11 protein-coding genes are annotated in these 13,158 nt (G+C 40.6%); 8 read left to right on the top strand and 3 right to left on the bottom strand.

Annotated elements, in window-relative coordinates; all coding sequences use genetic code 11:
* The first annotated feature begins 6 nt into the window (after window positions 1–6).
* The 3 genes from C9J46_RS12460 (at window position 7) to ilvN (ending at window position 4,372) form a co-directional block, all read left to right on the top strand.
* Window positions 7–1,830 (top strand): long-chain fatty acid--CoA ligase, encoded by a 1,824-nt coding sequence (locus tag C9J46_RS12460; RefSeq protein WP_107207647.1) that lies wholly within the window; start codon window positions 7–9, stop codon window positions 1,828–1,830.
* A gap of 326 nt (window positions 1,831–2,156) precedes the next feature.
* Window positions 2,157–3,875, top strand: a complete 1,719-nt coding sequence (locus C9J46_RS12455; RefSeq protein WP_107207648.1) for an acetolactate synthase 3 large subunit — start codon at window positions 2,157–2,159, stop codon at window positions 3,873–3,875.
* On the top strand, window positions 3,875–4,372 hold the full coding sequence (gene ilvN, locus C9J46_RS12450; RefSeq protein WP_005369845.1) for an acetolactate synthase small subunit: 498 nt from the start codon (window positions 3,875–3,877) through the stop codon (window positions 4,370–4,372). Before C9J46_RS12455 ends, ilvN begins: the two co-directional genes overlap by 1 nt.
* 320 nt (window positions 4,373–4,692) lie before the next feature.
* Here ilvN and C9J46_RS12445 read toward each other — a convergent pair whose 3' ends face one another.
* Complete coding sequence (locus tag C9J46_RS12445) at window positions 4,693–5,316, bottom strand: FCD domain-containing protein (RefSeq protein ID WP_107247482.1); 624 nt, start codon at window positions 5,314–5,316, stop codon at window positions 4,693–4,695.
* A gap of 363 nt (window positions 5,317–5,679) precedes the next feature.
* Window positions 5,680–7,092, bottom strand: coding sequence for a pyruvate kinase PykF (gene pykF, locus C9J46_RS12440; protein WP_005369842.1), 1,413 nt, complete (start codon window positions 7,090–7,092; stop codon window positions 5,680–5,682).
* 902 nt (window positions 7,093–7,994) lie between these two features.
* Here pykF and C9J46_RS12435 point away from each other — a divergent pair.
* The 5 genes from C9J46_RS12435 to C9J46_RS21950 all read left to right on the top strand — a co-directional run bounded on the left by C9J46_RS12435 (window position 7,995) and on the right by C9J46_RS21950 (window position 11,586).
* Complete coding sequence (locus tag C9J46_RS12435; protein WP_107290972.1) at window positions 7,995–8,489, top strand: hypothetical protein; 495 nt, start codon at window positions 7,995–7,997, stop codon at window positions 8,487–8,489.
* Window positions 8,490–8,515: 26 nt separating this feature from the next.
* The gene (locus C9J46_RS12430; RefSeq protein WP_107290985.1) at window positions 8,516–8,728 is read left to right on the top strand and encodes a YMGG-like glycine zipper-containing protein; all 213 of its coding nucleotides are present in this window, start codon (window positions 8,516–8,518) and stop codon (window positions 8,726–8,728) included.
* Between the two features lie 315 nt (window positions 8,729–9,043).
* Complete coding sequence (locus tag C9J46_RS12425; RefSeq protein ID WP_107290971.1) at window positions 9,044–9,709, top strand: hypothetical protein; 666 nt, start codon at window positions 9,044–9,046, stop codon at window positions 9,707–9,709.
* A gap of 199 nt (window positions 9,710–9,908) precedes the next feature.
* Window positions 9,909–11,369 (top strand): ATP-binding protein, encoded by a 1,461-nt coding sequence (locus C9J46_RS12420; protein ID WP_107290970.1) that lies wholly within the window; start codon window positions 9,909–9,911, stop codon window positions 11,367–11,369.
* A gap of 91 nt (window positions 11,370–11,460) precedes the next feature.
* A complete protein-coding gene (locus C9J46_RS21950) occupies window positions 11,461–11,586 on the top strand; it encodes a viroplasmin family protein (protein ID WP_107290969.1) in 126 nt (41 codons plus the stop codon).
* Between the two features lie 801 nt (window positions 11,587–12,387).
* Here the strand turns inward: C9J46_RS21950 and C9J46_RS12410 are convergent.
* Window positions 12,388–13,155 (bottom strand): restriction endonuclease subunit S, encoded by a 768-nt coding sequence (locus C9J46_RS12410; RefSeq protein WP_107290968.1) that lies wholly within the window; start codon window positions 13,153–13,155, stop codon window positions 12,388–12,390.
* Window positions 13,156–13,158: the final 3 nt, after the last annotated feature.

Raw genomic sequence — 13,158 nt, 5'->3', positions numbered from 1 at the left:
GTACTTATGGCACAACACGATTTTCATATTGTTCACCGCATTCGCAGTCAAGTTTCTCGCTTAGGTGATAAGCCTGCATTACGTCATCAAGTCGATGGTGAGTGGCAAGATATTAGTTGGAATTGTTTTGGTGAGCAAATTCAGCAACTGGCTTTAGCATTATTGTGCCAAGGCTTACAAGTACAAGATAAAGTTGGCATATTCGCAAACAATATGCCTCGTTGGACTGTTGCTGATTTTGCCGCGTTATACAATCGTTGTATTACCGTTCCTATTTATCCAACAAGTACAGCGCAGCAAGCGGCTTATATTCTTCAAGACGCAAGTGTAAAAGTACTTTTTGTTGGCGAGCAAGCTCAAATGGATGCGGCTGTTGAAATTGCAGCGCAATGTCCTCAGCTTGAACGCATTGTTGCATTGTCTGACGATGTTACGATCCCAGAACATCCATTGGCGTGTCATTATAATGAGTTTGTTAAGCAAGCAAGTGGTGAGTATCAGCTAGAACTTGATACTCGTTTAGCTGAAAAACAAATGGATGATCTGATCACACTGATTTATACCTCGGGTACAACCGGTACGCCGAAAGGGGTCATGTTAGACTATGCAAATATTGCTTCTCAGATTGAAGCACATGATCAACGTTTAGCATTAGATGAAGGTGATACGTCATTATGCTTCTTACCGTTATCGCATGTCTTTGAACGCGCATGGACGTTTTACGCACTACATCGTGGTGTTGTAAATTGCTACCTATCAGATACGAATAAATTAAAAGAAGCATTAATCACGGTGAAACCGCACTATATGTCAGCGGTTCCTCGTGTATTTGAAAAAATCTATTCAGGTATTCACGATAAAGTCTCTCGCGCACCCTTACACCGCAAAATGATATTTACCTGGGCGGTGAACATGGGCGCTAAGATGTCTGCTGCCCGTCAAGAATGTCGTGAGCCATCTTGGTTATTGAAGAAGTCTTATGCGTTAGCCGAGAAAGTGGTGCTATCTAAACTACAGGCAGTACTCGGTGGTAATATTAAATTTATGCCATGTGGTGGTGCGAAATTAGATGCGGGCATTGGACGCTTTTTTCATGCGATTGGAATTAACGTTAAGTTAGGTTACGGCATGACAGAAACCACAGCGACGGTTTCTTGTTGGGATGACAGCTGTTATAACCCTGATTCTATTGGTATGCCAATGCCTGGTGCTGAAGTTAAAATTGGCGAGCAGAATGAAATTTTAGTTCGTGGTCCAATGATTATGCGTGGCTATTACAATATGCCAGAAGAAACCGCGAAAAATTTCACTGAAGATGGCTTCTTGAAAACCGGTGATGCGGGTTATCTTGATGATCAAGGTAACTTGTTTATCACAGATCGTATTAAAGAGTTAATGAAGACGTCTGGTGGTAAATATATTGCACCGCAAGTGATTGAAGGTGCGATAGGTAAAGATCACTTTATTGAGCAGATAGCTGTGATTGCTGATACTCGTAAGTTTGTATCAGCCTTGATTGTTCCGTGTTTTGAAACGCTTGAAGAACATGCACGCGAATTAAATATCAAATACAAAGACCGTTTAGAGCTGATCAAACATAGCCAAATTGTCGAGTTGATTGAAAAGCGTGTTGTGGAGCTACAAAAAGATTTAGCACGTTTTGAACAAGTGAAAAAATTTACATTGTTACCTAAATCATTTTCGATGGACAAAGGCGAGTTAACGCCGACTCAAAAACTTCGTCGAAAAGTGATTCAAGATCGTTATCACAAAGAAATTGAACATATGTATGAGGAAAGCCATAAAAAGGCCTCTCATAAAGACAAGTAATGTTTTATTTTTAATAAATTAAGGAGCCGTTATGGCTCCTTTTTTATTTTATCCAGTAACATATTTGGCAATAAAACTATGCAGTGGTTATTAATGTGCCTAGATGGTTTTATTGACCTGTAAAAAGTCATAAAACAGCAATTTTTAAGATTTTAAAATCAAAGTCGACTTTTCCTCTAGATTCAAATGCTGCAAAAGCGTTAAAGTTGTTGCAGGTAACTGTGTGTTGTTATGGCATTGCGCAGTATACATAGCATGAATTATTCATGGCGTTTATTAGGCTAAAAATAAGCCCTAACTATGTTTCATCGACCTGGAGACAAAATATGGAGATGTTGTCCGGCGCTGATATGATCGTACGTTCTATGATCGATCAAGGCGTTAAGCATATATTCGGCTACCCTGGTGGCTCTGTTCTTGATATCTACGATGCCCTTCATGAGAAAAGCGATATTGAACATGTTCTTGTTCGTCATGAACAAGCTGCAGTTCATATGGCAGACGGCTATGCGCGTGCTACGGGTGATGTAGGTGTTGTACTGGTGACCTCTGGTCCTGGCGCAACGAATGCTATTACTGGTATTGCAACGGCTTATATGGATTCAATTCCTATGGTCGTGTTATCAGGGCAGGTAATGAGTAGCTTAATTGGTAACGATGCATTCCAAGAATGTGACATGGTTGGGATCTCACGCCCAGTCGTTAAACATAGCTTTCTTGTAACCAAACCTGAAGACATCCCTGAAATCATCAAAAAAGCCTTCTATATAGCATCTACAGGCCGTCCTGGTCCTGTTGTGGTTGATATCCCTAAAGATATGTTAAACCCTGCTGAAGCATATCCATATCAATATCCAGAATCGATTTCCTTACGTTCATATAATCCGACGACCCAAGGTCATAAAGGACAAATTAAACGTGGTGTTAAAGCGCTATTATCTGCGAAAAAGCCAGTATTGTATGTCGGTGGCGGTGCCATCATGTCATCGTGTAGCGAGCAATTGATTGAGCTTGCTGAGTCATTAAACATTCCTGTTGTAAATACCCTGATGGGGTTAGGGGCATTCCCTGGTACACATAAACAGTGTTTAGGTATGTTGGGTATGCATGGCACTTATGAAGCGAATATGGCAATGCATAACGCAGATCTTATATTTGGTATTGGGGTGCGTTTTGATGATCGTACGACCAACAACTTAGAAAAGTACTGCCCTGACGCAACGATCATGCACATAGATATTGATCCTTCATCAATATCTAAAACCGTATCAGCAGATATTCCTATCGTGGGATCGGCGGATACCGTATTAAATAGCATGCTTAAATTATTGAAAGAGCATGAAGTTAAAAATGATCAACAAGAGATCGTGCAATGGTGGCAATCAATTGAATCGTGGCGTGAACGTGAATGTTTAAGTTATGACACTGATGGCGATCGTATTAAACCACAGCAAGTCATTGAAGTGCTTCACCGCTTAACGAATGGCGAAGCTTATGTCTCTTCTGATGTTGGTCAGCATCAAATGTTTGCCGCGCTTTATTACCCGTTTGATAAGCCACGTCGTTGGATTAACTCTGGTGGTTTAGGCACGATGGGTTTTGGTTTGCCTGCTGCGATGGGAGTGAAGTTTGCTTTGCCTGATGAAGAAGTGGTGTGTGTAACTGGTGATGGCAGTATTCAGATGAATATTCAAGAGCTATCTACGGCGCTGCAATATGATATCCCAGTTAAGATTATTAACTTAAATAACCGATTCCTAGGCATGGTAAAACAGTGGCAAGATATGATCTATCAAGGTCGCCACTCTCATTCATACATGGACTCTGTGCCTGATTTTGCGGCTATCGCTGAAGCTTATGGCCATGTCGGTGTGCGAATTTCAGATCCTAATAAATTAGAAAGTGAACTAGAGAAAGCGTTAGCACTAAAAGATAAATTAGTCTTTATTGATATCAGTGTTGATGAAACAGAGCATGTTTACCCAATGCTTATCCGTGGTGGTGCAATGAATGAGATGTGGTTAAGCAAGACGGAGAGAACATAATGCGTAGAATTATTTCAGTATTACTTGAAAACCAACCGGGCGCATTATCTCGTGTGGTGGGGCTATTTTCTCAACGTGGTTACAATATCGAGTCACTTACTGTTGCGCCGACTGACGATCCAACGTTGTCTCGTTTGAACATCACGACCAATGTGAAAAATGAATCGGCTTATGAGCAAATTGAAAAACACCTTCATAAGCTGATTGATATTTTAAAAGTCAGTAACATTACTGAATCAGAGCATGTTGAGCGTGAATTAATGCTTACCAAAGTCAAAGCAAGTGGTTTTGCGCGAGCAGAAGTTAAACGTACTGCAGATATTTTCCGTGGACAGATTATTGATGTGACAAGCCAAATTTATACGATTCAATTAATCGGTACAGGTGAAAAACTTGATGCATTTCTAGCGGCAGTAGGTGAAGCGACAGAAATTATTGAAGTCGCTCGAAGTGGCGTAGTAGGCATGGCTCGAGGAGAGCGTGCATTAAAGGCGTAATTGTATAGCGCACTTATTAACAAAGCCGATTGTCGTAATAAGCAATCGGCTTTTGTTTTTTTAATACATAGATATCGACTAACCTTTAGTAAGGAGCAGAAGGCAGGGAAGCGCTTATACCATATGAGGTAAGCGATGCTGCGGCAATTTTTGGTCCGATTAACCACAGCTATTCTCGTTATTTTAGGCTGTAAAGTGAGTGCAATTTACTTTTTGTTAGTTGTATTACTGTTAAACACCCACCATAAAGAGATCTTTGGCTGGTAATCAAAAAAGCTCGTTAATTGTATTAACGAGCTTTTTATTTAGTATTGAAAAGGTTAGAGGTGGTTTTTTATATCATCAACCGCTCTTTCAAAATGGGTCTGCATGATTTTCTGTGCGAGCTCTATATCACGATCAAGGACTGCTTTCATTAAGGCTTCGTGTTCCCCTTGATCGTTGTAACGATCTTCAGCTTGTCGTGTTTTACTCACCCAAATATGACGATAACGTTTTATTTGATCATAGATATCATTATAGATATCAAGCATTACAGGAGAGTTGGTACTGGTTAAAATAGCGGTATGAAAATCACTATGTCGTTGCTCCCATTCTGATAAATCAGTGTCATCAAGTGCTGGATCTAAGCGACTGAGTTTGTGATAGGTCGTTAAGATATTGAGTTCCCAAGCTTCATCACCTTGTGTGATCGCACGTGTTAGTAGCTCTCGAGAGATAACATTATTAGCACTAAAAAGATCTTGTAGTTCTTCAATTGAAACGGGGGCGACCCAACATCCTTTTTGTGGTGCAAATTTAACGTACTTTTTCCATGATAATTGTACTAAGGCTTCTCTAATTGGAGATGCGCCTACGTTGTATCGCTCTTTAAGATCAGCAACAACGAGCTTTTGGCCTGGAGTCAGTTTACCGAGCAAGATATCTTGTCGGATGATCTCCATAACCTGATTCGTTAAAGTCGGGCTAGACACGTCAATCCTCTTCAGCTTCTTAAATTCTCGTTATTATTATTATTGAGAATTTATCGTCTTGTTATATATGAATTTATTAGCAATTTGAGACTAAAGTATACATTGGTTTGTTTATTGCTTAAACATTTTAGGTGCTATTTGATCATTTATAGAAGGGGTATCATATAAGTGATGGCTAACATAATGATGTCGCATTCCCTAAAGTAAGGGCTATCACGTATTTATTGTTAAGATTAAAAGGGGCACCTTAAGGGGGAGGATGTTTAAGGTGTTAAGAGAATAAAATAAAAAAGGAGCCACAAGAGCTCCTTTTTGTACATCTGTAGGTACGAATTAAAGTACGTGTACAGATGCTGTGTTTGTAGTACCTGAAGCGACTAGAGCACCAGAAACCATAACAACGATGTCGCCTTTAGCACCAAGACCTGTTTCAAGCGCTAGCTCTTTACCGCGTAGGTAGAATGCATCAGTGCTTTCAATTGAATCAACAACAACAGGTGTAACACCTTTAGAAAGACATAGCTGAGCTGCTGTCTTAGTATTTGTTGTTACAGCAAGAATGCGTGCTGTTGGGAAGTACTTACGTACAGAGCGAGCTGACTTACCAGCTTCAGTAGCAACGATAATTAGCGGAGCGTTTAGTTTCTCAGCTGTATCTACTGCTCCTTTACATACCGCTTCTGTGATACGTAGACGAGGGCTATCTAGACGAGAACCTAGCTCTGGCTTAACAACGTAATCAGTACGTGCACAGATTTGCGCCATGATAGTGACAGCTTCAATTGGGTATTTACCCTTCGCTGACTCACCAGAAAGCATTACTGCATCTGTACCATCCATGATTGCGTTAGCAACATCGCCCGCTTCTGCGCGAGTTGGACGTGGGTTCTTGATCATAGAATCAAGCATTTGAGTTGCAGTGATAACCACTTTACGTGCGCGGTTACACTTCTCGATCATCATCTTCTGAGCGAAGATTACTTCTTCTACTGGGATCTCAACACCTAGGTCACCACGAGCAACCATGATACCGTCAGATGCATCAAGAATAGCGTCGAAGTTATCAACACCTTCTTGGTTTTCGATCTTAGAAATGATTTGGATGTTTTCGCCACCGTTAGCGGTTAGAAGCGCACGGATTTCTTGTACGTCTTCAGCTTTACGGATGAAAGATGCAGCAACGAAATCAACACCTTGCTCACAACCGAACTTAAGGTCAGCTTTGTCTTTTTCAGCAAGCGCAGGCAGTTTTACAGAAACGCCAGGTAGGTTAACACCTTTGTTTTCGCCTAAGTCACCGTTGTTAAGTACTTTACACTTAACTTCAGTATCAGTTGTTTCTAACACTTCCATTTCGATTAGACCGTCGTCTACTAGGATAGTGTTACCTTTTGTTAGGTCTTTAGCAAAACCTGGGTAAGTTACTGCAACGCAGTTTTGGTTACCTACAACTGAAGTGTCAGTTGTAAATGTAAAATCTTGACCAGCTACTAGAGAGAAGTCTTGACCGCCTTCTAGTTTGATTGTACGGATTTCAGGGCCTTTAGTATCTAACAGGATTGCTAGCTCTTTGCCTGTATTAGCCATTACTTCGCGTAGGTTACGAATACGTTGGCCGTGCTCTTCGAAGTCACCGTGTGAGAAGTTAAGACGCATTACGTTCATACCAGCGTTAGCTAGTTTAGTAAGCATTTCTACAGATTCAGTTTTAGGTCCAATCGTACATACGATCTTGGTCTTTTTCATTGAGGGTCTCTCCAGACGAACTTTTACCCAAGGGGAAATTATCATCATAGAACCAATGTTCTCATCTGATTGCTGTGTCACTACATCCTAAATGAGAGAATAGTTACTACGATGGTTGTAATAAAAAACTCGATAAACATTACTTTATAAAAACGTTGGCGCTTTGATAAAGTGACAGTACAAATTTTTATTGTTACTTATCGTTGGTTAGATCTTGATACTTGCGTTAATTAATAATATCAAACAGTTTATTGGATATGAGTTTAACGAGCGCAACATTATAGCAGAACTCTTATGATTTGCACTTAGAGTTAAGAGTCAAAATCGTCTCATTGTTATGTGACGTAACGATGATGATTATGCTGAAAAATAAAAATAAAGTATTGTTATTTATCAAGACTTGAAGGGTTATTTAATATTGTCTTTAGGCTGTAACATATTCTGTTGTGGTGAATAATTATCAAAGTAATTGATGAAATCACAATAATGGCTTTTGTGATCTGAATCTGAAAGACTGTTGATAAAACAAAAGGCAGAGAAGGATTAACCTTTTCTGCCTTTCTATGTTTGGTGGCCCCTCCCAGACTTGAACTGGGGACCAAGCGATTATGAGCGAAGACCCAACCATATAAACCAACATATTTCCCTCCTTTATATAGGCAAGATTTCTCCATCAAATCTTTGCGAGTAAGACCTTGTCGCCTTTGACGATGTGTCGCCATTGCGTCAGCGTCGAACGGGGGCTAAATCTTTATGGGAGTGGAAGACCGGAAGTAGACCGGAAAAGACAGGAGTCCTTTCAGTAACAATACTTAAAACAAATACATATTATTGAATTGTAATGGCTCTTACTGGTTCGTCTGGTAAGGGCCTTTTTGTTTTTAACTGGAATGAGGTGATATATGCCACGGAAATTAAACAATAAAGAAGATGTTGTTCAGCCAACCGTTAGCGAGAGTCCTGAGCTAGCGACTGAAGAAACTCCTGTGAACCACTTTGCTAATGTTGTTTTAAATGGCAAGGCGAAAAAGCTCAGCCGAAAAACTGAGAATAGGGTGTTTTATGAGCTTTCGGTTCATGATGATCTAAATACTCTACATATCCGATTGGCTAGTAACGAAGGCGGAGGTTTACATAGCAAGGAGTGGATTGCATTAGACGATATTTTTGTAGTTCTGGATGCTCAAAAGAACAAGTTGTTCAAGAGTACTGTTCTGAAATCTGTATTTAAAGGTGGCAGCGCTAATGATGTGGGGTTTCTTGCGGCTTGTTTGAGAGATATGGCGCTTACCAGCCCTGCTGAGAATTCAGTCTTCTTGCACTTGCTAGCACCTGAATATGAACAACGTTGTAAGGAACTAGGTTCTCTTGTTAAGCCAACAGAAAAGAGCAAATGAATGTTTGCTTATATAGAGGGAATGACATGAGCAAGATTGATAAGAGAGTATTAACAGCGGCAGTAGTAGTGAATAACGATAATGGTGAAACTCGCTACGAGATAAAACATAGTACCAAGGGAGCACTGAAAGGTGCGGCAACGGGGATAATGATCGGTCGGTTCTTTGGTCCGGTAGGTCTAGCTGTAGGTGCAAGTGTTGGTGGCGTGTTGGGTTACGTGCTAGGAGAGGAAGACTAAATAAGTAAAAACAGTAGCTGTTCAGTGAATGGCTGCTGTTTTTTTGGGGTAAAGATAGGATATCAAAGTAAAGGGTGGTTGATAACTCACCCTTTTGGCTAAAAAGTAGGCGAACGGTTTTAACGTATCCCTGTGTATTTGTACTAGGGAGGTCTTACTGCTCGTTATAGGCTCTTTTAAAGGGCTCTGAGAATGCTTTGAGATGCTTGTTTTTATTTTTTAAATCAATTGCTTAAGATGAAATTTTTGTGTTAAAAAACGAGTTGGAATAGATAGAATACGAATCAATTAAGACACCACCTAATGGAGAATAATATGCAAACACTGACATTAGGTAGCAAGCTGATTGGCTTTCACGCTCAAGGGCGTTCAATTCAAGAAGAGCTCACCTCACTACAATATAACGTACCATTTATGGCTCATAAAGTTGATGTTCATATCAATGCGTTAAAACTAGAGCGCGAATACTATCTGGTAGCATCAGAAAATAGTGAACTAGAAGAAGCATTGAAAACGACGCATTCCATCCGTGCATACGAGTTGTTTGTTTTGCTATTTCAGAATGGCAATAAACGTCTCGCTCTTGTGCCTTATAATTCCATGAACTCTTGGCATCTGAGTAAAGCGCTTGCATTTGAAGCTGCGACAAAGGAAGTCATAAAATTGTGGTCGAGTAAAGAAAAAGAACAGTATGAATTTGAAAAGGCTTCAAGTATGTCCCTAACAGATTTCGAGCCGCTTACCGATGAGCAATGGATTGAACTGCAAGATAAACTTGCTGACGAACATATTGTCGCAAGTATTGATGATGCAATTCGCTATGGATTACTCAGTGAAGAACATCAATCAGTGGTAGAAACAGTTGACACAAACCTTCACTTGGAAGAAGACAACCTTGATGCTTTAGTCGCAGAACTGACGAGCACTAATCTTGATATGGACATGGGTGATAACGACCCATTCGAGGAGTTGTTTAAATAACACGCACCTCAAAAGCTTAAAGCGCATAAATACATACACGCCTAAATAACCTATTTTTATACAATTCCTTATATACAAGTCTTTCTTTACACCAATTTCACTGCTGAAGCAGTAGCGTTAGTGGTATCTCACACCTGTTGGTTCAGTCTTCAATATTTTTCGGGCGTTAACAGCGCTCAAATACACGTTGGTAAAGACGATGAACGACAGTAAAAACAGCCTCGAATCCGTAGTGGAGTTATTTTCATCTGAAGATTTTTTGTTCAAAGATGGATCCGCATATTACAAACAGCACTTGGGGCCGATAACTCAATGTACACACATAAATTCTCAAGAAATGGCGAATATCATTAGGGCAAAAGTTCGTAATAAACTCGACCAAAGAATTCGCAGCAAAGTCATTGATGAAGTTAAGGAAGAACTAGAAGCGATGGCTTATGAAGCCCCTGCTTTCAACGGTTACTTGTCTCAACGAGTAGGGCTAGATTCTGTGTCAAAGTCAGTCTTGATTGATCTTGGCGATGAACAAGGGCATCTGGTGGTTTTTCGGAATGGAAAAGTTGAAATAATAGAAGATGGCGATGAATTTCATCATGTTCATTTTCTTCGCTCACCTCAAATGCAGCCTATGATTTTACCTTTGCTAGAATGCGATTGGCGAGAGGGTATCAAGCTATTAAAGCCATATGTAAATGCTTCCATCAACGAGTTAATGATGCTGATTGCATACATTACCTACGTACTCTCTCATCCCAAAGCAGTCGGTGTGCCATATCCAATTCTCGTCATACAAGCAGAAAAAGGTTCAGGTAAAAGTTTTACATCGGGAAACATTATTCGAGGGCTAACGGATCCAAACTCCAATTCAACGCTGATATTCCCACGCTCAAACAAAGATTTGGCTATCCACAGCAACAGTAGCTACGTGTTGATGTATGACAACATGCGCTCACTCAATCGAAACATGAGTGATTTGCTGTGCTCAGTTGCGACAGGATCAAGTTTTGCCACACGTAAACTCTATGCTGATAGTGATCTATCGAGCATTAGTCTGCACTCGCCTTTGGTACTCAATGGTATCCACTCCTTTGTTAAGGAATCTGACCTTGCCGACCGTTGCTTACGTTTGTCGTTAGCGAAAATGGATGAAAAAAATCGCCGTTCTGAACGAGAACTCAAGGAGTGCAGGGCAAGAGATTTACCCATAATCTTTGGTTCGTTACTTCAGTTATCTGCTCTGCTTCTTCAAGCTGAACCGAATGTTAAACCTGTTTACTCAGCTAGTATCATGGACTTTTCCGTTTGGTTAGCTGCTTTCGAGTTAGTTGCTGAGTTACCAAATGGTTCGCTTCAGAAAGCCTATAAAGATAATGTCAAATCGCTCTCAGCATCTGGTGTAGAGCATGACTCGCTAACTATCGCCTTTGAAAAATTCATCGCGATGAATTGCAAAGACAAAACCGTGTGGGAGGGGGAGCCAAGCGAGTTACTGAGGATGTTACAAATGCTGGAGAGTTCATACGGCATGCCTAAAACGGCGGCATCTTTGACAGTTAAGCTTAAATCCCAAGAGGCGAGCTTTAATGCTGCGGGGATCTACTTCCTTATAGGGCGAAGTAAAAAACGCTTCATCAAGGTAGCAGGGAAACCATTTTCGTAAGTCTGGTGATGTAGGTTGACGATGTGACGCCTCTGTTTTTTTGGCGTCTGCGTGAGTAGTAACAAGCAATTTTCAACTTTAGGTGAGTAACATGGCAAAGCAAAAATTTTATGTTGTATTTAAGGGACGTAAGACAGGCATTTTTAGCAGCAGGGATGAGACCAGAACTTATGTTGATGGTTACAAGGGGGCAAAGTATTGTAGCTATAAAACATAGAAAGAGGCTCAAGAAGCATGGAATGAATATTGGGATCTTGAAGACCTGAATACTGAAGAGCTATTGGATATGAGTGACGATGAAATTGGTAGTGAGTTTCTTATGTTTCTGGAAGATGGTGATGAGTGTCCTTTCTAAGAGACGAGTGAACGTTTAGGTGATATAGCTAACAATTCAGCCCGTTAGAGTATTGTTCTAGCGGGTTGACACTTTAGTCCGGTCTTCCACTCCCATAAAGATTTAGCCCCCCGTTCGACGCTGACGCAATGGCGACACATCGTCAAAGGCGACAAGGTCTTACTCGCAAAGATTTGATGGAGAAATCTTGCCTATATAAAGGAGGGAAATATGTTGGTTTATATGGTTGGGTCTTCGCTCATAATCGCTTGGTCCCCAGTTCAAGTCTGGGAGGGACCACCAAATTTCAGAGAGCCTGATGAAGAAATTCGTCAGGTTTTTTGCGTTTAGGCCTGTCCATATCCGGTCTGCAAATTACTTCAGACACTTCCTGCCAGAAAATACTTAGCTCTGTATTAAATCATCCTAACTCTGCTCATGCCATTTAACAGCAACATTTCAGCTTAAAACACATCGCAGCTAAAAATTGAATTTTGACGTGCATTCCTCGACGTTGACGTCGCCAGATTCACCCTAAATTTTCAGCCCAAGACCGGACTAGGACCGGAGCTGCGATGGCGACAACGTTTTGGGTAAGAAAATTTTTTTTACTACGAGGTAGCGCAATGGTTGAGGGGGGGGGATTGGGCCAGTCTAGTGTGACCGACCCAGCGATCTAGGATTTTAAGTTGGGGTTGATGGTGCTAACTCATTTATTCGATTTATTATGTCACCGGTGGCACATGAGTGTTCAGAAAACTCAATTGCAGTGTCAAAAGATGACGTTTCAATCAGGGATTCAATTACTAATTCAACGTTATTGTGAAATGTCGAGTTAGCTGTATAGATCGCATTTCGTCTTTCTTTCAAAGAGCTTAATATGTATGCGGCAATTTTATTTTGAGTTGCTTCATCTGGTAGTGGAATTTGTGTTTTTAACACATCACTATCTAAAATTGCTGGATAACTAGACCCAGTAGAAAATTTCCTAAATTGCTCAAGTGAGCTAGATAGCCTTAAAGCAAAATGAAGATAGAAAGGGTTGACTCCTTTTTTCGGTCTAATAACACTGAATCCTGTTGAACATATTTCATTATGGTACTGTTCGGGAACAACTGCAATAGCACCTCGAGTCGGACGACAAGTAGAAATAATCAAATCATATGCTTGCACTAGCTTTCTAGCCCTTGATGGAGCTTCGCTACCTGTTAACTCTTGGGGCTCAGTTACAGTACCAGTGCTAGTTTCCACACAGGAAATATCAATATATCGGAACATTTCATCGGGTTTTTTAGTCGGATCTTTTTTTGCCTTCACTATAACTGCCGCTTTTGACACTGGATGAAGCAAATTAGATGGGTATTTTTTAATCCCCTCAGCTGGGAGATGGTAGTCGATATCCCATCGTCCCTCAGCATTCAGATTAGATTGATTAACAACTTTTCTTTTCATAAT

This window comes from Photobacterium sp. GB-36 (assembly GCF_003026135.1).
Classification (GTDB): Bacteria; Pseudomonadota; Gammaproteobacteria; order Enterobacterales; family Vibrionaceae; genus Photobacterium.
The sequence above is the reverse complement of the archived record's forward strand: the minus strand, read 5'-3'. Positions and strand labels throughout refer to the sequence as shown.

Coding starts and splice junctions, on each gene's coding strand:
- C9J46_RS12460 (WP_107207647.1), top strand. CDS start 7: ATGGCACAACACGATTTTCATATTGTTCACCGCATTCGCAGTCAAGTT.
- C9J46_RS12455 (WP_107207648.1), top strand. CDS start 2,157: ATGGAGATGTTGTCCGGCGCTGATATGATCGTACGTTCTATGATCGAT.
- ilvN (WP_005369845.1), top strand. CDS start 3,875: ATGCGTAGAATTATTTCAGTATTACTTGAAAACCAACCGGGCGCATTA.
- C9J46_RS12445 (WP_107247482.1), bottom strand. CDS start 5,316: ATGGAGATCATCCGACAAGATATCTTGCTCGGTAAACTGACTCCAGGC.
- pykF (WP_005369842.1), bottom strand. CDS start 7,092: ATGAAAAAGACCAAGATCGTATGTACGATTGGACCTAAAACTGAATCT.
- C9J46_RS12435 (WP_107290972.1), top strand. CDS start 7,995: ATGCCACGGAAATTAAACAATAAAGAAGATGTTGTTCAGCCAACCGTT.
- C9J46_RS12430 (WP_107290985.1), top strand. CDS start 8,516: ATGAGCAAGATTGATAAGAGAGTATTAACAGCGGCAGTAGTAGTGAAT.
- C9J46_RS12425 (WP_107290971.1), top strand. CDS start 9,044: ATGCAAACACTGACATTAGGTAGCAAGCTGATTGGCTTTCACGCTCAA.
- C9J46_RS12420 (WP_107290970.1), top strand. CDS start 9,909: ATGAACGACAGTAAAAACAGCCTCGAATCCGTAGTGGAGTTATTTTCA.
- C9J46_RS21950 (WP_107290969.1), top strand. CDS start 11,461: ATGGCAAAGCAAAAATTTTATGTTGTATTTAAGGGACGTAAGACAGGC.
- C9J46_RS12410 (WP_107290968.1), bottom strand. CDS start 13,155: ATGAAAAGAAAAGTTGTTAATCAATCTAATCTGAATGCTGAGGGACGA.